Raw genomic sequence first — 20,804 nt, 5'->3', positions numbered from 1 at the left:
GATCGATAAATCACCCAATATATGGTGTGTTTTTCAGGCGTCATCCCTCGTCCAGGTTAAATATGTTCTGAGTCTCTGGCGGGGAAATTATTCAGTTCAGGGGATAATCATTTTTAGACAGGGGGTTAAAATGAGAAGTGACAACGTCATCCGCACATCTAACAGTAATATCGCAAAAAGAATGTATATTTTTTCATTCATTACAGCTTCCCCGTTACTGCTATTTCTAGCCATTTACATGCACAACCCACAATCTTTTCTGCTGAATGATATACCTACCATTATCAATAACGTTCCAACACTCCACTCAGTCAATAATATTTTACTGAGCTCGGTAATGAGCGCGTATTGTAAGACAGCACCGGCTTGGGCTTTAATTCTAGTTATTTTTTCATATAAAGACTTGCATTTAAAAACGGATAAGTCGATATCATTACTCACTAGAACGTTGGTTTTATTTACCGTTTTATATTTAGGGATAGTAACCTTACTATTATTTCATAATGCCGAGCTCACTGAGTCTGGAAGACTGCTCAGGATGATGTCCGCTAATGATTACTTGCTCACCCTGCTCTTTCTTATCATATTTTGGGCGGGGTTTATTCTTACCACCTATTATTCATTGTTTATTTACGCTTTTTGCAAGACGGTTAATTCAACAAAAAAAGCACATTGATAAGTTACTGCTCCGCCTACAATGTAACTTGAAATGATGAAGCCCTCATTTAGAGGGCTCCTTGTAAATCGACTTCATTAATATATAAGCGTTATAATTAATGCGCAGGGCGAATGATCTCGTTATTAATCCTGTCAACTAATTTATCATCGATAAGTGACGCAGCCAGGCTTATACCAATAATACCTGCGATGGTTACCGCCGTTACCGGGAGTCCAACAGTAGCAGCTACTACCGGTGCTACATAAGCAAGGATCCCCAGTGCGATACCTGTCCCCATACCGCTTAATACCCAGGACTCCACTTCTAACATCAGAGGACTCCAGTTACCCGTTTGATAGCCTTCGATGGTCTTTTGTCTGACTTTTTCCACTTTAACCACCACGTCTGCTGCAGAGAAAGTTTTTCCAAGGAAACCCAGCTTATACGCCATGTCAGTCGCATTAAGATGGTTCCAGGCATTCACAATCGCGTCTTTGTCCCCGGCATTAATTTTCATGCCAGGATTTTGTAAAACCCTGTTCAGGGCCACCATCGCATCGGCATGGTTACGTATGGCCTTCCCCTGGAAGTTTTTAATGTCAGCAGCGATTTCATTTGCGACACTTTTATACTTCTCGCCAAGGTTTTTGCTGACCTCTTGACCTACTGAAATAATCATCTCACTTGTCTGAATCAGTAAATCACGCTCTTCCGCCAACTTTGACTGAATGAAATCTTTTACGGCAGTAACAGCAATTTTGGGGAAGCCACTTTCAGGCCCTTTCCAGTTGTAAAACTTTGTTGAGATGTTATTAGGATTACCATTATTTACGGTGACAATAACATAACTATCAGGCGTAAAATCGAAAATCAATTTGTAAGTGTAAGGGCCGGTGATCGTTATGCTTTTTATAGTAATGCTGTCTGCAAATGGTTTAGGGGATAAATATGTTCCCGTTTTCGGATCAAAAGACCACGATATTGCTCCACTTGAAGAAAATACATCGCCTGAGGTGGGGACTGCGTTGTTAACATATTTTTTATTGTCAGATGTTCTGGCGTGGCCGGTAGCTAGATTGCCAATGGCAAGTTTAGTACCATTAACATCCACCCCCATGACCAGGCCACTAAGGCCAATCTGGCCTGCCTGCGTTACGTCAAGTTCCGTCACTGAAATATTCAATACACCATTTTTAGCAATGCTCTGAATTGTGACTTTTGCATAAGGATTGATTTTACGAGCTGCGGCTATTAAGGAAGACAATTTTTTAATGACGGCAGGATCACGCCTAATAGCAGAAATTTGTTGCTGCTGCGGATTAGCTGTGCCGTTGCCACTATTGTCATTATTGCCACTATTGCCGGTTGAGCCTCCGGGAGTCGTGCCGCCGCCGCTTTCTGAGCTCCAACCAGTACCATCACCATATCCACCGTAGTTAAATCCAGGCATTTTTAGATATCCTTATATCTTACAATGAAAAGAGTAAAAGGGCTTTTATATCCGCCAATGATATTCATGGTTGTAATAGCCCTTTAGCCCGACAACTGTGTTTGTGAAATCACAGTGATCAGACAATATTCGTCAGAGTGAACAGCATCAATGCGTACTAATCGTGTCGGCGGTGGCACAACAATGCGGGAGGATGAGAAAATTTTAGGGGAAATAGATCCCGCGCATTATTTACCTGTCTATGCTTAAGGTTCTGGTGGAGGAACGAAAATGTGTGGACGCTTTACGCAATACGAACCTCGTTCGCATTATATTGAAGCCCTGAATCCCGACGTTGAGCTCGCATTGGCTATCGATGAGGTGCCTATCGATCGGTATAACGTCGCCCCAGGCACCCGGGTTCTGCTCATTAATCAGCGAGAGGATAAACTCCATCTCGATCCGGTGCTGTGGGGATATCAGCCCGCCTGGGCAAAAGAAGCCAGGCGGCAGCCGATGATTAATGCGCGGGTAGAAACCGTGGCCACCAGCCGCATGTTTAAACCTTTGTTTGAACATGGCCGCGCACTGGTGATGGCTGACGGCTGGTATGAATGGAAAAAATCGCCTTCTGACCCAAAGATTAAACAGCCCTATTTCATTTATCACCGGTTCCACGCGCCGTTGTTTTTTGCAGCCATCGCGCGCTATCACCCCGATGCATTAGAAACACCAGATGACGATGGTTTTGTCATCGTCACCGCGCAGAGCAATGAGGGGCTGGTGGATATTCATGATCGTCGACCGCTGGTTCTCGGCGCTGTGGAAGCGAACCAATGGTTAAATCCGGATATTACTTCCTCCACGGCCCTGACCTTGCTTACAGAAGGGGCAGTATCAGCGGATGAATTCACCTGGCATCCCGTATCCAAATCGGTCGGCAATATTCGCAATAACGGCGCTGAGTTGATCCAAAAGATACCTTCTCCTCTGGTGTGATTAGGGCTTCGCAGAAAACGTCAGAGGTAAAGTTATTGGAAGGGGCAGTAGATCCGATTAGAAGCATAGGCGGGGGATCCCGCCTATGCGCGCAGGTTCAGATTTTCAATCTCCGGTAATCCTTACCGCGAATATCATTATACCCGTCGGTCATTTGCTGATATTTGTGACCAAGCAATGTACGCGTATCCACCCCCTGTTCGCGATACAGCCTTTCCGAAAGAGAGCGCTGCTCCCGGAAGCTCGGTGGCATTTTGCCGACAGCGGCTTCTACGCCTGCCGACTCCCTGCATTTTTGAAACCAGCGCGTCAGAGACCACAGGTGAACCGGCTGGCCATTTTTCTGGATCAGCCAGCCGTCACTGGGACACATGTCCACGACTTCACCCAGCGTACAGCCCAATGACGCCAGTCTTAACGTCAGAGGCAGGGCTATACGCTCCGCCGTTTTCTGCTGATCAATATGCAGGTAGCCATCCCGGACATGGCTTGAATGCATTTTGGCGATGTCCGCTCTCCGCTGACCGGTCACAATGGCTAACAGCATGGCTCGCTGGAAATAGTCAGGCGCACAATAGCTTGCCGCTTTAAATATCAGTAGCCACTCGTTAAAGAGAAGGCGCTCGGTCTTAACCGTGGTCAGCAGTGGGCGGGACAGTAAAGCAGGATTGTGTCCTGGTGGGATTTCGCCCTCTCGCTGTGCTTCTAAAAACATATTGGAAAGATTGATCCTTAACCGCCGGGCGGCAAAAGGCGCGGTGTCGGCTTTTTGTTTTATTTCTGCGGTTATCTCTGAAATAGACAGCGCGTTCAGAGGTTTCACCCCCCACGTTGCAGAACAAAAGCGAATGAGCCGTTTATAGTCTCCCCATGTTTTCGGCTTGATTTCGCCCACAGTAAGCCGGTTCAGCACAATAGCTTCATATTTCAACATCCATTCATTAACAGTAACTGACATAAATCCTCCTGGTTAAATTGAGCTGCCTGCACGGCAGTAACAGAGATTTATGCAACGAAGAATGTTGTTATTATATAATAATCAAGTAATTGCACCTCATGATTGTCGTAGCATACTTTGCTTTTTCCTATGTCCATATGTCACCATCAGATCTGCTCTATTTTGATGATCACTCAACACGTGAAACAAACTTTTCGAGGCCCTCCCCCTCCAACCGAAAGTACTGTTTTTCCTCAATTAGAGCGGCGCCAAGGGACAAATAAAACGCCCCCGCTTTGGGATTGGATTTCTCCGCCGTCCAGTCGAGGCGTGAACAACCGTGTTTAATAGCAAAGTTTGCGATAAACCGAATCAACGATTTACCGACCCCCTGACCTCGCGCAATCTCTGATGTAAAGAGCTCTTTCATAAACGCCTGGCCGGAGCAAAGCGGCGCAGGGAACATCAATGTAAAAGTCGCAAACCCCACAAGCACCCCGTTTTTACGAGCGCCGACAACCGTCACGCCTGAGTAGGTGGAGAATACTTTGTCTGCAAGATAAGTACTCATATCGTCATAGCTGACAACGCCGTGACCAAAGTAATAATTCTCCATTTCGACAAAAAGACTGGCTAGTTCCGGCACATCTGCAACACCACATATCGCAATTTCCATCCGTGCATCACCCTCATTATTTATCGTTTTCCATCGATCGAATTTGCCATAACGTCCGTGTTGTGAATATGAAATCTTCCAGCTATAAAAAAAGCAAGATAGAGGGCCGTTTTGAAAACGAAAAATATCCTACTATAAGGGCTTCCCCGAACAGTCAAAGCCGGTTTTTAATTTCTGTCTGGTCATCAATGAAAGGCAAGGGATGAGACTGCGCTACTATAAACGGTCACGCTGAATCGCTATTGATTCTGACCCTGATGAAAGACGCTCGTGAGATCCTCCTTCGTTAATCGGATAGTGATATCCAGTAGGATATGCAGATACTTCTCACGGGGGTCTAACCCTTTACCATCAACGAGTTACAGTTCAGTTACTACTCAGTTTAATTTTTCACGTTGTTGAATACAGTCTGAAGTCATCGCCGTAATGTAATGATGCCCAGCACAACCTCGCATTCTTGGCGGCGATTGCAACGACAGCACGCCAGTATCCCCGCCTACCTTCCGCTTTTGGCACAGGCGGTGTGAAAACCCTGACCAAAAACTGAAGTGCGCACGTCTACGCAAAATCTGGAATTGATCGACTGGTTAGTAGAGCCGAATTTTACGTATGAGCGCGGTTTTCAGCTCTGTTTTTGGCAGTTTCAGCGGCCAAAAAAGTTTTCACACAACCTGGGCACACAGCAGACGTTCAGGCCTATCACAATTCCAGCTTTGGTGGCGGAAGAGTCCGGCTCGTACTTCTTTATCCATGCATAAAGACTGTGGGTAGTGATATCGAGACGTGTTGCAACACTGGAAACAGAATGGCCACGTTCAACAACCTGTTTAACTGATTCAATTTTGAACTCTTCAGGATAATTTAAATGACTCCGAGGTGTCTGTTAAACCCGTGGCGATTCAGGCAGACTATTATTAATGGAGGAACGAACTAGTGATTATCGATCTAAGAGGCAGTATGAGCAAGGGTACAAAGATTGGCTTAGGGGTTATTGCTGTTATGGTCATTGCTATTGGCGCTCTGTATGTTGATTTCGAAATGGGGAAACGTGCCGATATTGAAGCTTGCCTGACACTGCAACCTTCTCAAGCCGCTAACGCTGTGATTAAAGACGTTGTTAGAGCAGATAATCAGATTTTTGCTAAATACCACCTGTCAGTTAGCGATTTGCATGTTGATATGGCGGCTGTTCAGATCGGTCCAATGAGTGCGCTGGTACCATTTCATATCTCGACTCACCCAGCTAAGCAGTATTTCGGTATGCCGCGTTGTTCAGTGCTGTCGAACGTAGAATATTCCAATGACTGAGAAAGGGCCAATGGCCCTTTCTCATCATACTTACACCTTTCAGCGCTTACCATTAAGGTTGACGGGATGTTCCCCATTAAAGTAGATCTCATATTCTTTGCCAGGGATCAGCCGTAACACATTTGTCAGTAATTCCCCGACCTTGCCGCGTTTCACATCTTTATTGGCATCATAGCGGTCGCTAAAGCCAATGACTTTTCCATCAAACGCCCAGTTACCAGCCGCATCTACTGTCAGTATGCCTCGCAAATTTAGAGATACGCGACCGAGATAACTCCACTCCCAATAGCTACTTCCACGGAAGTCGTACCCGATATTTTGGTTAATATCGAATTTACCGATGCTGGCTGTCTTCAGGATCGTATCAACCGGTATCAGGTTTTGACGATTAAAGTTAAAGCTAAGACGATCCAGGCTAACGCTCAAAGGAGAACCATCTCCAAACGCATAGTGATAAAGAGCTGCCAGCGGAGCCATAGCATCCTTGGTAAGGTCAGTTTGCTTGTGAGGATCCCACAGGTCGGGTGCTAAATTGAACGCGGTGTAATAAACAGTCTGACCACCATCAATACGTTGTTGCTCAGCCCAGGCAGCTTTACACAACATCTGTTCCACACCGGTCGGGTTTTTATCCCAGTTGGTCATGCATTGCTGCAGGAACAGAGCAGTAGCTGTCCCGTCATTGAAGGCTTTTACGAGGCGAGGTTTAGTCGTCGGTCGCGGTTGGCTGTCGTACCCAGTCATTGAAGCAAAGTTATAGTTATCAGGGAAAGAGGGAGCGTTACCATCCACGTTAATAGTATCTTCAGCCATAATTCAATCCTTTAATTAGTAAGTTATATGTCTTATGCAGACAAAGCCGTTGTGTTGTACAAAAACTAAATTACTGTATTTGCATACAGTGATTGCACATTATCCCTGCTCTTTAGCTAAAGCAATAAGTAATAATGATTATCATTTGTGGTATCAATGACACAATACGGGGGTTTTGTTCTGCTCCAGGCCGGTATGAGTTTTCAGGAATTTGCAGCGCTTCCCTGCGAACGAAAACGCTATGTTGGCAACGGTTTTTAGTGTTTGTAAATGCGCGTAGCGCATGGAGGCGACACCCCATTTTGAAAGGAACGCTATCGGTAAGGGTCGCCGGAAACGCGGCGTAGCCGCCCAGGTTTGATAGATTCCACCGATGCCTATCCCTCGCCCTGTAAGACCAATCCTGCTTACAGCAATGAAATGTCAAAATGCGCGATCGGAGTGGTCCTGGCGAAGCCAGGGCGTATCTCCGCGTTAGCGCCTTTGGCGCTTACGAGCGTGTACTTCAAAGTTAAAGCCACACCTCTCAAAGCGACACAGTTTTAATAGTTACAACATTCACTTTTAAAGCCACTCTGTTCCGGGCCTTTGGCCCGGGGCGGGGCGGCTTTTCAGGTGGGCGGAGGGGGTGCGTTTGCGCTCGGTGCTGGGGGTTGACGTGGGTGAGGTTTGGTGAATGTTGTAACTAATATAACAGGTGTTATGCCCCGGCTTGTCCGGGGTGCTACTTCTTCTTTTGCCCTGGCAAATGATGCTGTTGTTCAGGTGTGGTTGCCCTGAGCAGAGCGAAGGGAGCTACTCCAGGTGCCATGCCGTAGGCTGGCTCAGGAGTACTCTTTCTTTAGAAAGCTTGTTTTGTTCAGAAGTAACGTTCGAAATTAATCACATCTGAAGAGGGGTTTTCGAATTTAATGGGATGCCTAAATCGGGGGAATTATCTCTTCGAATTTAACCGATTATTTCTTAATCAGACGTTGGCCAGCGCCGTATCGTGTGCACGCCTCGGCCGTCGCCGGTGGGCATTTTGGCGGATAACAGACGTGGGGAAGCCTGCCAGGCATCCGCGAACGGAAAAAATGCCAGCATCAGGCCCGCGAGAATCGCAGGAAGGGGAAAGGTTTAGAGAGGAATGTGGTTAAGACAGTGGAACGCCGGCGCGCTCCAGGAGCCGCTGATAAAACGTCTCAGCATCCGTGGCCAGCAGCGTCGGGAACTCGGCTTTGAGGGCACTTTCCAGCGACATCTGCGCAACCGTGGTGAGCAGACCACTGGCCGTAAAACGCCGCCAGGCGTTCTCATGCGTGGCCGTGCTATTTTTGGGACGCAGCTGCCGCACTTTACGCGCCTGTTCGTCAAGAACGGCGCCAATATCTGCCTCAGTTCGCGCTTTTTCATCGCGCAGCTCCGGGCTGACAACCCAGCGTTTTATCTGTCTCAGACGGTTTTTAAGTGAATGGTGGCGGTCAATACTGATGCCCAGACGCGCCATTTTGAGCAGGTGACGCTGATATTTCTGCTGCATTGACTCCGCCAGTCCGCTGGCTACCGCCCACTGGCGATATTTATGCAACCACTCCCGGATGCTTTCAACGGCGATGCCGCGTGAAGTGAAGCATTTGTCGGTGAGAAAAATTCGCATGGGCTTGTTCTGGCCAGAATCGGCGTCGCGGTCGCGGTGTATCACCACGTAGTCCAGTTGCTCCATCACCCGTAGGGCATGGAGCAGAACGTCATAGGCTTTACGACCATTCTCATAAACGTGCAGCGCATTCATACGGCGGGCAATCTCTTCCACCGGCAGCATCATTTCGAAAAGGTAATCGCTGTCCGGGCTGTAGTCACAATTTGCGGCCAGAACCAGAGACAGAGAAGTCAGCGCCTCACGGCTCTCAGAGCGTGGGGTAATCCGCATAGGTTTAGGGGTAAAGGAGGGGTCAGACGCACGGGAGTAAGGCGTGTAACCAGTACGGCGAAGCACGATCAGATCGGCATTTCGACGCCAGTCATGCTGACGGAAGCAGGCCACCACTTTTGCAGCCATGCCGCGCGGCGTTTTGCCCGTGTAAGCCGGTTGATTGTTGCGGTGCGTCTTCGACTGGCCTTTGCGCAGACGGTTAGCTTCACCCCGGCGCGAAGGACGATAAACACTGGCAGAAACACTGTTTGCTACCGGTGAGAACGGAAACTGTTGTTCAGACACGGCTCCCAACGCTTATGTTGCGCCGGAGGAGTTGACCTTTAAAAGGCATAAATCTATACTCCCTGCATAGAGCAACAACTCTATACAGTGTTAGTGAGCCCCGATTATCTTCTCCTTAGTCGCCAAACCTAGGAAGATTTTCGGGGTTTTTGCTTTCATGGGCCTGTGAACCTATCTCTCAGCACCCATTTCCTGCCACCTTATGGCGTGGCCAGCCAAAAATCCTCTACTCGATCAGTAATCTAGCACTCAATGTGCCAACTATCAAGAATGTGAAGTCTTTACATCTAAGACACCACGTTCAAGCAATTCACGCTCGAGCAAACCTTCAATAAACTGCGCCTGTGTAAGCCCTTCTTCTTCGCAGATTTCAATCATGCGATCTTTAAGGGGGTTTCTTACAAAGACCTTAACTTCTTTATGCGTTTCACGCTTACGTGCAATAGCGGCCAGCTGTCTTTGGCTGGCAGACATCGGTTTACCTTTTCGATATGCGCGTTTTGAATCCGATGAGGAAGTTTTTACATTGTCAGCTTCTGGCATCTCCGCCTCCTCATGTTTATAAGAGAATATGCAGAGAATACTACAGATTTTTAAATCGGCGACCTAACTTTATGTCAGGCTTGAGCAACGTTGGCGCGCTGCTCACATTATTGAAGTGATGAGCTGATGTTTCGTTAAACGTTAATAAGCAGAGTGCCAGTCGTTACCTAACTGCCAGCGGGACTGCCAGTGAGCAAGGTAGGTTTGTGCCAGGTCTGGCACATCGTGCAGTACCAGGGCGTTCTCCGAATTCGACCGCGCGGCAGACAGGGTATAGTTATATGATCCGGTTTCGACCGTCTGGCCATCAACAATAATCACCTTGTCATGCATGATTTTAAACTGGCTGACGGTACGCACCGGGATCCCCGCATTCACCAATAAATTTATCGCAGCCACACTGGCTTTCCCGCGATTGCCGCCCTCATCCAGTACCACCTGGACGTCAACGCCTCGTTTCTTTGCTTCGACCAGCGCACCGGCAATGGCGGGCGAGGTAAACGAGTACCCCATCAGGCGAACGCTTTGCCGCGCCGTACTCCGCCGCCTGGGCCTCATCCAGGCTTTCCGGTGACTCCTTCCGCGCACCCAACGTGCGCAGAACAAGATCACCCTTTTCATCCACTTCCACGTCCATCTGCAGATCCGGTGCTTCCCCCTGTGCGTCGGCGGCGCCCTCGCTTTGTGCCCCGTCGGCCTGTGAAGCAGGCTTACGGCGTTTAAGCGCGAGCAACTCCAGGGCGCTGAGGCCGGCCAACGGTTTCATGTTGTTGGCAGCAACAGACAACACGGGTGGGTTTTTCAGCGCGGCAGAGTTGTGTGGTTGAGGGGGTATGGCGTGAGTCGTTATGGCGGGTTGCGGTACTACAGGTTCAGGTTCAGGTTTAGTTTGTTTGTTGGCCTCTATCTCAGGTGCTACGCCCTTTTTCACCGTTTCCGCCAGCGGAGGACCCTGTCGCATACGCGGGGTGAAAGGGCGAACATTCGCTGGCAGTATCGGCGCATCAGAGGGTTCGGATGCTTCTGAACCCACGCCGTCAGTGGCGGTTTCGGGCTTTTCAGCGTCGTGTTGTTTTGATTTTTCCACGCCCCTGGCAACCGGGGGCGTGCTCTGACTGACGGCGGACACGAGCGGGATATCGGCCTGCTTTCCGGTCTGGACAGTTTTCTGCCGGTCGGCTTGCGGTGTCACCGCCGGGCTGGATGACTGACCGGCATTTTTCGGTTCCTCTGCGGCTTTCTGCCCTTCCAGAATTTCGTCGCCGGTCGGGAAGACAATGCCCGCCATGCGCGTCGCCTGTTCGTTCTTGCTGATGACCTGTTCCAGCTGGGGACTGAGCACATCCTTGAAATCGCGCGCTATCAGCGCCTTGTGATATTTCTTTTGTGCCCGGTACTTCAGATCCAGTTTCACCACCGGGTATTCACCCGGCAGGCGGGCATAGAAACGCAGGTTCGGCATCGACATGATGTTGTCATAATCGACCACCGGCTCATTGACCTTGTCGCGGCTGATGGAGATACCGTCACGGATTTGGTCAAGGCCGTAGCTGTTCTGCTCCCGCGCCTCACGACGGCGCTGATGCCCAAGCTCTTCCTCAACGATTTTCGCCACCTCCGCGCTCGGCGAACGGCCATAAAAACGGGTGTTGAGCAGGTCGAAAATAGACTTGGCCACCTCACGTCCGTACACGTTGATAAGCTGCGGCATGTTTTGGATGCCGATAACAAAACAGCCGCCATACTTACGGGCCTCAGCCAATGTTTCAGCAAACTCAGGGATCTTTTGCAGGCTGGTCTTTTCATCAATGACGAACCACACCCTTCGGTCGGGATCTTCCCCCATGCTTTGCAGATAAATCGTGGCCATCGACAGCCACATGGATATCAGCGGACGAACCGACTTGCGATGACGGGCCGTGGTGGAGATAAACAGCCAGCTTTTGTCGTACCGGACGTCGGTCATCCACTCCTGGATGCTGAACTCGGGTTTCCCCTCCTGGTCAAGGCCCTGCAGGTATCGCAGCGCTTTGGCGTAGTTGGTGACCACCGAACGGATAGAGATGGCCGTTTTCTCAATTTTTTCCTCAACCAGGTTGGCAGAGGGGGTGTTTTTGAGAAATTCGCGCAGACTTTTCAGGTCGATAGACAAGAGCGCGGTCAGGAATTTCTCAATACTGCGGTCGCTATGTGAGGCAAACTGCATTGCCGTATCGCTGAAAATGGTACGCGAAGAGGACACCCAGAACGGGTCAGACTCCCCCTCCACCGGAATAAGCGAGGCCGTCAGGTTCTCGTAGTCCACCACTTCCCGCGCTTCCCGCCACAGCACCCAGTTCTCGCAGCGCTTATCGTGCGGGTTGAGAATTTTGTCGATACGTTCGTCATAATGCGTTTCGGTAAAGGTGCCGCCGGAGTCGTAGACAATCGCCCGGTCACCCCGTTTACGTATGTAGTCAAGCAGCCAGCGGATAAGGGTGGATTTACCGACGCCGATGGTGCCGTGGATCAGATAGTTCATCACCTCGGCATGCCTGACCATGTGCAGGCCACCAATCTGCAGATCTGACTTCTGCCCGGCCTTTTTCAGCTGCCGGTTTACACTGGCCAGGTCATCCGTCAGCGTCATGCCGGAGAGATAGGTGTCTTCACTCTCTTTTTTTCCAATGCGCCCCACGTACCAGGCAATCACGCTGAACAGCAGCAAACACACCGTGCCGCAGCCTGCGGCACTCAGCTTTAAGTTATTCACCAGCTGGCCGCCCATCGACTGCATCCAGGGGTCAGCCAGCAGCTGTCCCAGCGTCAGTTTGGTGGTGCACAACTGTACGCCGCTATTGCAGTGCCAGCTGATATCCCAGGTCGCCGGGCTTTTCGGGTTCATCAACGGCACAAAGCTGGATAACAGCCTGCCGGTCCAGTACCAGAAACCGTTATTCAGCACATCGGCGGAGGTGACAGCCCAAAATACGCCGCCGGTGGATAACAAAAACAACAGTAACAGCCAGTTCAATATCCACTGGTTGACCTGGGCAAACATACGCAGGCGGTAGGCCGTCATCTGGCCCCCCTGCGTGAGGTATTTCGGTGTAAAACTCATGGTTCAGCTCCGGCAAACGCGCAGGCTTAAGCCGCCCGGACGGGCAGCTCAGGGATGGTTGGTAAACAAACGGGGGATGAAATTCAGTGATAAAACGAATAAGTCTTAGGAAACGACAACGGCTAATTCCGCCGCGCAGCGGTCAGGTTTGACTCATGCGATTAAGCGGGAACGCCGGGGAATTACTGACTCAGCAAGGTATCTGTAACTGTAAATCGAAAGAAAAAAAAGCAGCTTACGAGAAACACGAACAGGCCGCTTCCCTGAATCTGAATACTCCAGTCAAGACCGATACTCACGGCAGTAAATGCCGTCAGGATGGCCACCATCAGATGAGATAGCATCAAGTATTTGCCTGCAAAACGCATAAATGGCATTAGGCCAAGTGCTGCAACCCGCTTTCGCTCAGGGATCAGGGGCAATATCACCCCAACAAGCGCGATCACGCTGCAAAGATTTGCAGTATACGCAGCCGTGAGCTGCTGGGGGCCCCACTGGCTTCGTAGCGGCACGGCAAGAATAAGCCGGACGCCAGAAAACAGCATTAGCGCCCATACCCAGAACAGTACCCGTTTTGAAGTCTGAAAAAAAACATGTAGTTCTCTCCAAATAAATATCACCGCCTTCTGCGGCCTTCAGTGTGCAACGGTGGCGGATTACGATGCCCTAACGATGACTGAACTGCGCCTGGATAAGTGCTCCGGTTGTTCTGAACAGGAAAGCCACCGCGTTTATCATGGCAACCGTGACAGACGACAAAAATGCACCCACCGCCAACACCAACGTTATCAGCAGTACGACCGGCAACGCGTCAGGCAGCATATCGCTGCGGGTCTGGCGTAAGGCCAGCGAGAAGGCGTACAAATTACTGTCGTGCATGATGAACTGCTGCAGGGCGACGCCGTGATGCCAGAGAACAAACGCGCTCCAGATGAAAAACAGGGTAAACCAGGCCATCAGGCTAAGGGCACTTTTGTATTGCGTGAGCAATTCCTTCAGTTGGGCGTTTAGCGGCAACGCTCGTCACAGTCCGGACGCGGAGATTGGCGTCTGGACGAGGAAGCGGAATATCACAGGAGGAAAAGCAGGCACGGCCACCGGAGAATTAAAGGGTGGCGTGTAGGGTTGTTACGTTATGCATGGAGAAGACAGGGTATTCAGATATTAACCTGAAAAAACGTAATACAGGAAACTGGGGAAATTCATCCTATAAGAGATTTAGCCTTGGCACGTATTTCAGCCAACTCGTTTACAGCAACCGTTCCTTTTTTGGTTATCTTTCTGGCTCGCCAGTCAACACAGGTCACCTGATCGGCTAGGGCGACACCCTCACGGCTTCCTGATAATTCCACTTCGAACGGGTAGTTTTTGACTTGTGTCGTACAGGGAACACAGAGTAAAAGCCCCACTTTGTTGTTATAAGCAAAAGGACTGAGGACAACGGCAGGACGATGCCCTCCTTGCTCGTGTCCCGCGACAGGATCAAAATCAATCCAGATCAAATCCCCCGAGTCAGGTACAAAACGGGAAACCATCAGAGTAACTCCTTGCCTGTCGGAGCACCAAAATCGGCTTTATCATGGATATTATCAGCAGAGATCCCCGCCAGAAGAGCATCCAGCGAGTATTCTTTTACTCTCGTTGGAACGATGATGATGCGTCCTTCTTCCACGACAATTTCAACGGTATCATCAATGTTCAGAGAGGCTGCTTTCATGATTGCAACCGGTAGCCTGACTGACGGGCTATTGCCCCATTTTTTTACGACAACTTGTGCCATTTCTTCACCCTCGCGTATCAACAATGATGATACTGTATCATTACTACTTTTAGTGTCAACTTTGTTGATACGTATTGATTAACAAGAGGGCTGACCGGATGGCACAGGACCGTGTGCCATCCGGTAATGCATAAACGAGTGGGGAAAGGTTAGTTCATGATTCCGGCGACGGATTTGGCCAACTGAGCTTCCAGAACCGGTTTAGCTTCTTCGAACTTGAGGTTCACCTTGTTGGCGTTAGAAACCACGCGTGTCTGGTATTTCATGCGGTTACCTTCTTCACTGCTGGTCTGCACCTTCACACCCGAGTTACCCTGGCGTAATGCGGCGATGTTATCTGTTGTTACGGTCGCTTTGCTGCGTTCCGAAATCTGCAGATCGGTCACCATTGTGTAGTTGGTGTCTTCTACCATCGCGTCTGCCGCCATACCGGCAAGACCTGCGGCCAGTCCTACACCCAGGATCGCACCGCCAGATGTACTGTTATATGCGGTGATACCCGCCCCTAGTGCGGCACCTGCGGCAGCACCTTCATAGCCCGTTGAGAGCAGCCCCTGCGCCTGACGCAGGTCCATTTTCTCGGCTTTCAGGACGTTGGCCTGGATCCAGTAATAGGCAGAGTCCGGTGACGACGTGACGTTATAGCCTTTAGCACGCAAATCCTGTGCTAATAGCGTTTGCAGGTCGCTCATGTCTTTGTCAGAGGTGTTTCGGATCTGGATATAGACCGTTTTTTCGCTGGATGGCTCCAGCCACACGGTCTGACTCATCTGTGTTTTCACATCGAGGTTACGTTTTTTGATGGCGGTGCCCATCGCGCTACAACCGGAAAGTACCAGACATGAGACGACCACAGCCGCCACAAGAGAATTGCGGTTTTTCATTTACTGTTTCCTTGTCAAAAAATGGGGCAGGCACGCCCCGAAACATTTGCTATTTGGATATAAATCTGGAGGGTGAAACCCTTCCGTTAGAATTACAGAAGGGTTATCGGCAGTAGGGGATGTAACTTAAATATTTTTGACCAACTTGCTGATTTTTTCTAAAGCCATTCCTGAACCCAATCTGCTTACCTCTGAACCAATTACTATACCCATAGCAAACATCATAACTAACAAGAGTGCGGGGATAGCAAAACAAAACCAAGGGGACATCGCTGCAAGCACCCCAGAACAAACCATCAAAAAAATGAAGAGACTGATTATTCTGCTAGTAACCTTGTGGAGGTGCTGCAATATAATGGATTTATTTCGAACATCGTCAGGCAAAGTAAGATACATCAACAGTTTATTATAAGTTAGTAGAACAAAGAATAATCCAATGATGGTTGTTGGAACTACCACGGCCCACCCTTCGGTTGCAAGGAAATGCATATATCCCGTTATGGTTTTCTCATTCCATTCCGCACTAAAATAAAATACAACTGTGCTTATGAAACTCAGGACGACCGATAATAAAGGAATTAATGAGACCTTCTTTAGTAGTACAGATGATGAAGGAATTAGACGTTTATTTGAATCTAAACTATCCATTAGGTAATTCACATCTGCTTCAACTTGTTCTACAGTCAAGTTTCCCATGCATGCCGTCCTTATATTAAACTAAGATGCCTTTTTCTGCGCTGCTCTAAGTTTTTCCACCTTCTTTTCAAATCCAGTTGTTTCAGAATTATCAACAACAGGTTTAGTCTGCCTAATGTCCTCTTCAGTGCGGCCAATCTGCTGGCTTTTCACCGCACCCTGATGCTCATTTCTGAGTATATCACTGGATGCCTGAACAGGGGTTTCATTTTGATCGATTTTCCCGCCATTTTCTCTAATGACATTAGAATTCGCAGATCTTTGTGCTGTAACCTGCGCCGCCACGTTGCTTGGGATACCTGCACCCTCCGCGTGCGCTCTCACTTTCTCCGCTGCTGAATTATAATTCTCAGTCATTGACGCTGAAGGCGGACCACCCTGCACGTTAAGATCTCTCTCCCGATTATGCAGGTTCACCTCATCAGCATGAACAGATTCGGCACCCCCAATCCGGTTCCGTTGTGGGCGGTGCGCTTCATCCTGTGTTGATTGGTGATTTTCGGCCACCGGCGCTGACTGCTGGCCACTTTGTACGTGGTGCTCCCGGTTATGCAAATTGACTTCATCGGAGCTTGCAGACGCCGTTCCTGTACCAGGAACCTGGGAAGTGCTGTGAACGTCCGGCGCACTCACAAACGGGGCAGTCCGTTGTGGGGTCGTTTCAAAGACGCCTGATGGTGTCGTTCCATTGACGTTTTCCGTACTGCCGGCTACCCCACTCGCTCCATAAGGCGCAGGGATTGAGTCACCTCCTGCGGTATGTTGCGCAGTGACCGCGCCGTATTCTAACGAGTTTGATGGTGTCAGAGGTTGTGTGTTTGTCTGTTCCGTCCGTGCGCCGTAGTTTTGCATGATTTCCGGCTCGAGACGCTCCTCCATAAACTCCGTGGCCGCTTCCCGCGCAGAGTTAACGTTGGTCAGAATACCCTGGGCATTATTACCAAATTTAGCCGTCGTCCAGTCCACGAATTCCTGGTTGTAGTTTGCATCCAGGCTGGCACTTTCGTTCTGGGCCCGCGTGGCCATCCGGCTGAATTCCTGACTTTTAGTGCTGCTGTCAGTGTACTGATGATACTGACTTTTGGCATCGTTCAGCGTCGCGGCATACTGCTCGACCTGGGAATTCGACTGGTTATCCGTCTGGTTGCCAGACTCGCTCACGCGCGCTGACGTCACCATATCCATGCCCTGGCGGAAATCCTTAACCGTCTGGCTGTTTTCGTCATGGCGGAAGTCTTTCCCTTCTGAGTGAGTATCCTGCGTACCGTGCGCACTGCCCGAGGTATGTCTCCAGTCAGTATTGATATGCGCCTCACCACCCACACTCACACCCGAGGCCCATTTGCCCAATTTCCCGACGAGCTGATCGCCAGAATCAACCTTAACATTCGCCGACATGCCTGCTCCCCCTGAACCCTGATTAGTGATGTCCATCAGCTGGTTGTAGGCCTCCTGGGTAGAGATATTATGGGCTTTACCATAGCTTTCAGCGGCTGACATCATCATGCTCGCCCCCCGTGTTGCGTTGGTGGCCTGGGTGTTTTCACTGCCCTGCGTCATGGAGGCGCTGTTACCGCTTTGGCTGGTTAACTGGTTCAGTTGCTGGAAGCCGCTGGTGACACTGTGGTTATACCCATCGAGCGCCGTTTGCGCCTCCTGCTGTGCCTGCCGCGACTGCTCCTGGAAACCGCTGCTCGCCAGTGAACTGAGTCGCATGTTAACCGGCAGGTTAGAGATGGCCTGAGACGTGTCATAGACGTTATGACCGTCAGCCGTCAGGGTGCGCATCCCGCCATTTTCCATCTGGTGGCTTTGTTGACCCATACGTTGCGACAGGTTGGTGTCAAATTTGTTGGCGTTAACGTTGTCCATCGACATGTTATTAAACGACCAGTTGCCGTCAGCGGTCGTGGATGCCTGCCCGCCGGCTGAGAACGCCGCCGAACTCATCACGCCACCCACCACCTGCGATGCCACCGAGGCCGCCCCTTTCGTCAGGAAAAAGGACAGTACCGGTATCGACATACTGAGATAGCCTGCGATATTGGCCACGTCAGAATGCTGCAGGGCAATGCGATCCTGATTCGCCAGCACCAACGCCGTTGAACCGGTTTTTGACTGGAGGTAGAAGTTGGCCAGGGAATTCAAAATCGCAAACATCACCGGCCACATCTGGAAATACAAAAACCCGCCGGCGTACAGCTTGAGGGTATTCAGCCCAAAGATGGTGTGGTTGACCAGGGCCAGCGCAATCACCAGCGGGAAAAGGCCAATAAGAATCAGCATCATCAGGGACTGGAACATCGGTAACGTTTGTGAGGCAATTGCCCCGCCCGCCGCCCAGCTCAGACGCTGTTTGGTCAGGGTCGATTCGGTGGCCAGATTCACCAGGTTTGCCGTATCCGAGGAACGGGCGGCAAACCCTTTCCAGCCGTCGCGGATGGCGGCATTGGTCACGTTGTTACGCATAATCTGTGAGGCACTCAGCCCGCCCGCATAGAAAAATCCGTAGCTGTCGTTCATGGCATTGCTCAGCAACGCATCCGCATTCACTTTACTACCAAACACGCGGATCGCCATATCGTGCCAGCTGACGCCGCCCACCGAAATATCACTCCCCATCAGCGTTCTGATGGTTCCGGCGGCCTGCTGGCAGGTCACAAACTGCCTTACCCCGCTCACCGTCTGATAGATCCCCCGTAAAGGACTCGGGTTATTGGTGATCAGCGTCAGCGGGTCGGTGCTGTTCAGCAACTGGTTGATGGTGTATTTGTTGTTAAGCAGAATGTCGCCAATCACGCAGTTTTCGACATAGTCCGTTAGCATCTGTGCCAACTGCGGGTTTTGCGTCCGAAAATTGGAGGTTTGCGCCACGATTTGAGAACCAAACAGCATCCCGCTCTTGGTATAGGTCAGCGAGTCCGGGCGCGATAAGGTGTAATCATACAACTGCGCCACCCCAAATCCCGCACTGGTGGTCAGTCCCGCGATCATGGCCAGCCCCAGCGGCACATTGTCCACCTCGTACACGGCGGCCGGGTCGGTGATGTCGAGGATTTGAACTGACCGTTTTGGCACCAGTAACACGGACGTAATAAACATGAATACGGCCAGCCAGTGCATAAACACGCGCGGATCACGGGTTTTGATAAAGGACACCATCACCCCCAGCACGCCAAATGTGCTGACAATGCGAAGCAAGGTATCAAACGTATCGGCCCCCAGAATGGTGACGACGCCGTTTAACACCTGCCGCCACATGTCCCCACCGAATATCGTATAGATTTCAGTCATTGCTGGTCCCCCAACGGTAGTTACCCTGATATGACGTTGAAATAATGGTTGAGACCTGTTGCTGGAGGTACTGCATGTTGCGGTCAATACCGTCCAGCGCGTTCTGATCGGCCGCCGACTGCAGCTTCATGTTGGCCAGCAGCTGCTGTGCCTGAGCCACGTTCTGCCGCAGCTCTCCCGCCGCCTGTTCCGGGAAGTTTTTCCCGGCCAGCGACTGACTGGCCTGCTTCACCAACTCCTGCAGGTACTGGATCATTAAATCCTGCGCAATGTAATCCGCCACCTGGATGAGGTAGGTCGGGCTTTGCCCCATACTCTGCGAGTTGGTCAGGTATTTCAGGACGGGGACAGAGGTGGTGTTGAGAAACCCCTTTTCCCGGTCGGATAAGCCGGTGTCATCCGTCAGCTTCTGGTTCATGGACAGCATGATGTTTTGGACCAGCGTGACCAGCGCGTTATTGCTGCTGATGGTGACGCTGGCCACAGTCGGCCCGAGGCAAAGGTCGGGTTCATCACAACCGTAAATCTTGGCGGTCCCGCCGCGCATCAGTACGGTGATCACATCCCGGTTATCCACCATCGGCGTCAGGATAGTCACCTGCCCGGCGCTGTTGAAAATGATGGATCCGACGATACTCATCACCAGCTCTTTCAGCTGGCGGTTCCCGTCGAAAAGATGATTGCGCCCGAGCGCATCCCAGATGAGATTTTTGCTCTTCAGCACCTGGTCTTTTTCATTGGCGTTGGCCCGACTCGTGACGCTGTCACCCTGCCCGCCTACCGTGCACCCCTGCCGGGATGAGGCCCAGTCCGAGAAAATATTGTCGTCACCGGCAATGTCCTGGCAGATTTTCTGGTTGGAAAGCTGGGACACGGGCCAGAGGCCCCCAATGATCCCCTGCGCTGCCTGGCATGAACTCATGTTGGCGGAGTTCACGTCGGAGGCGATTTTTTGCAGAAAGTCTTTGGCCTGTTTCAGTTCAGGCACCATCGTCTGCAACGCCAGGTCGAAGGCGTAGCCTGCCGCATTACTCATGATTTGCTTGGCAAAGCGCTGAATTTCCTCACCACTGATAAACGAGAAGGCGCCCAGATAGGCATCAATGCCCCCACAGCCGGAATTCAGGGAAGGCACCTGCATCGAGATAAGTTGTACCTGTTTTACCGGATTTCGCAGATACACCGAACCACCGGTGATGTAGCCTGCGGCCTGCCCCTGCCAGGCCTGCGCTTTGGAGACGTTGCCGTCATAGCCCAGACTGCCGAAAAACCCGTTCAGGTCGCCCTGTACGTCGGCCAGCGCAGGGGTACTCATACCCATTACGGTTACAATTGACAGAAGTAGCTGCCGAAATTTCATCGTGATGCCTCCTGATGAAATGGATTGATGTCGGTTGGCTCATACCCTCTATTTTCTAAAGGGAAATCGTTCCTTTTCAGAACCATTTTTGTCTTCATGGCTTTACCCGTTCTTTATTGTTAAAAGC

18 protein-coding genes and 3 pseudogenes are annotated in these 20,804 nt (G+C 50.5%); 3 read left to right on the top strand and 18 right to left on the bottom strand.

Annotation, left to right across the window (positions count from 1 at the left end; all coding sequences use genetic code 11):
- Positions 1 to 130: 130 nt before the first annotated feature.
- Complete coding sequence (gene cui, locus AACU55_RS09745; RefSeq protein ID WP_134706929.1) at positions 131 to 676, top strand: colicin immunity protein Cui; 546 nt, start codon at positions 131 to 133, stop codon at positions 674 to 676.
- A gap of 97 nt (positions 677 to 773) precedes the next feature.
- On the opposite strand, the gene AACU55_RS09740 is transcribed toward cui, so the two are convergent.
- Complete coding sequence (locus AACU55_RS09740) at positions 774 to 2,108, bottom strand: colicin-like pore-forming protein (protein ID WP_134706928.1); 1,335 nt, start codon at positions 2,106 to 2,108, stop codon at positions 774 to 776.
- 270 nt (positions 2,109 to 2,378) lie between these two features.
- Between AACU55_RS09740 and AACU55_RS09735 the strand changes: the two genes are divergently transcribed.
- Positions 2,379 to 3,086 (top strand): SOS response-associated peptidase family protein, encoded by a 708-nt coding sequence (locus AACU55_RS09735; protein WP_134706927.1) that lies wholly within the window; start codon positions 2,379 to 2,381, stop codon positions 3,084 to 3,086.
- A 97-nt stretch (positions 3,087 to 3,183) separates the two neighbouring features.
- Here the strand turns inward: AACU55_RS09735 and AACU55_RS09730 are convergent, their stop codons facing one another.
- The 4 genes and pseudogenes from AACU55_RS09730 to AACU55_RS09715 all read right to left on the bottom strand — a co-directional run.
- On the bottom strand, positions 3,184 to 4,044 hold the full coding sequence (locus AACU55_RS09730; RefSeq protein WP_134706926.1) for a tyrosine-type recombinase/integrase: 861 nt from the start codon (positions 4,042 to 4,044) through the stop codon (positions 3,184 to 3,186).
- Between the two features lie 169 nt (positions 4,045 to 4,213).
- Positions 4,214 to 4,699, bottom strand: a complete 486-nt coding sequence (locus AACU55_RS09725; RefSeq protein WP_134706925.1) for a GNAT family N-acetyltransferase — start codon at positions 4,697 to 4,699, stop codon at positions 4,214 to 4,216.
- A 390-nt stretch (positions 4,700 to 5,089) separates the two neighbouring features.
- Positions 5,090 to 5,197 (bottom strand): annotated as a pseudogene (locus AACU55_RS09720) (IS110 family transposase); the annotation flags it as partial.
- Between the two features lie 226 nt (positions 5,198 to 5,423).
- Positions 5,424 to 5,570, bottom strand: a pseudogene (locus AACU55_RS09715) (transposase); the annotation flags it as partial.
- A 62-nt stretch (positions 5,571 to 5,632) separates the two neighbouring features.
- Here AACU55_RS09715 and AACU55_RS09710 point away from each other — a divergent pair.
- A complete protein-coding gene (locus tag AACU55_RS09710; protein ID WP_134706924.1) occupies positions 5,633 to 6,007 on the top strand; it encodes a hypothetical protein in 375 nt (124 codons plus the stop codon).
- Between the two features lie 39 nt (positions 6,008 to 6,046).
- Here AACU55_RS09710 and AACU55_RS09705 read toward each other — a convergent pair whose 3' ends face one another.
- From AACU55_RS09705 to traH, 13 genes and pseudogenes are all read right to left on the bottom strand, one after another.
- Positions 6,047 to 6,820 carry a lipid II-degrading bacteriocin gene (locus AACU55_RS09705; RefSeq protein ID WP_134706923.1) on the bottom strand — a complete coding sequence of 258 codons (774 nt, stop codon included), beginning with the start codon at positions 6,818 to 6,820 and terminating at the stop codon, positions 6,047 to 6,049.
- 1,135 nt (positions 6,821 to 7,955) lie between these two features.
- Positions 7,956 to 9,020 (bottom strand): Replication protein, encoded by a 1,065-nt coding sequence (locus AACU55_RS09700; protein WP_134706922.1) that lies wholly within the window; start codon positions 9,018 to 9,020, stop codon positions 7,956 to 7,958.
- 264 nt (positions 9,021 to 9,284) lie between these two features.
- Positions 9,285 to 9,563, bottom strand: coding sequence for a replication regulatory protein RepA (repA, locus tag AACU55_RS09695; protein WP_121019118.1), 279 nt, complete (start codon positions 9,561 to 9,563; stop codon positions 9,285 to 9,287).
- A 141-nt stretch (positions 9,564 to 9,704) separates the two neighbouring features.
- On the bottom strand, positions 9,705 to 10,184 hold the full coding sequence (locus AACU55_RS09690) for a phospholipase D family nuclease (RefSeq protein WP_339382230.1): 480 nt from the start codon (positions 10,182 to 10,184) through the stop codon (positions 9,705 to 9,707).
- Positions 10,185 to 10,794: 610 nt separating this feature from the next.
- A pseudogene (gene traD / locus AACU55_RS09685) lies at positions 10,795 to 12,663 on the bottom strand (type IV conjugative transfer system coupling protein TraD); the annotation flags it as partial.
- Between the two features lie 182 nt (positions 12,664 to 12,845).
- Positions 12,846 to 13,208, bottom strand: coding sequence for a hypothetical protein (locus tag AACU55_RS09680; protein WP_134706921.1), 363 nt, complete (start codon positions 13,206 to 13,208; stop codon positions 12,846 to 12,848).
- 121 nt (positions 13,209 to 13,329) lie between these two features.
- Complete coding sequence (locus AACU55_RS09675) at positions 13,330 to 13,620, bottom strand: hypothetical protein (RefSeq protein WP_134706938.1); 291 nt, start codon at positions 13,618 to 13,620, stop codon at positions 13,330 to 13,332.
- 245 nt (positions 13,621 to 13,865) lie between these two features.
- A complete protein-coding gene (mazF, locus tag AACU55_RS09670) occupies positions 13,866 to 14,198 on the bottom strand; it encodes an endoribonuclease MazF (RefSeq protein WP_037035625.1) in 333 nt (110 codons plus the stop codon).
- On the bottom strand, positions 14,198 to 14,443 hold the full coding sequence (locus AACU55_RS09665; protein WP_134706920.1) for an AbrB/MazE/SpoVT family DNA-binding domain-containing protein: 246 nt from the start codon (positions 14,441 to 14,443) through the stop codon (positions 14,198 to 14,200). Before AACU55_RS09665 ends, mazF begins: the two co-directional genes overlap by 1 nt.
- A 149-nt stretch (positions 14,444 to 14,592) precedes the next feature.
- Positions 14,593 to 15,327, bottom strand: coding sequence for a complement resistance protein TraT (traT, locus tag AACU55_RS09660; RefSeq protein WP_014695898.1), 735 nt, complete (start codon positions 15,325 to 15,327; stop codon positions 14,593 to 14,595).
- A 126-nt stretch (positions 15,328 to 15,453) separates the two neighbouring features.
- Positions 15,454 to 16,023 (bottom strand): hypothetical protein, encoded by a 570-nt coding sequence (locus tag AACU55_RS09655; protein WP_134706919.1) that lies wholly within the window; start codon positions 16,021 to 16,023, stop codon positions 15,454 to 15,456.
- 21 nt (positions 16,024 to 16,044) lie between these two features.
- Entirely contained in the window at positions 16,045 to 19,317 is a 3,273-nt protein-coding gene (gene traG / locus AACU55_RS09650) for a conjugal transfer mating-pair stabilization protein TraG (RefSeq protein ID WP_134706918.1), read from the bottom strand.
- Complete coding sequence (traH, locus tag AACU55_RS09645) at positions 19,310 to 20,677, bottom strand: conjugal transfer pilus assembly protein TraH (protein ID WP_134706917.1); 1,368 nt, start codon at positions 20,675 to 20,677, stop codon at positions 19,310 to 19,312. The genes traG and traH overlap by 8 nt, the downstream gene beginning before the upstream one ends.
- Positions 20,678 to 20,804 lie beyond the last annotated feature (127 nt).

The sequence above is a fragment of the Rahnella sp. CJA17(1/100) genome (genome assembly GCF_963881615.1).
GTDB classification, from domain to species: Bacteria; Pseudomonadota; Gammaproteobacteria; order Enterobacterales; family Enterobacteriaceae; genus Rahnella; species Rahnella aceris.
Note: the sequence above shows the minus strand (reverse complement) of the source record. Positions and strands in the feature narration are given on the sequence as shown.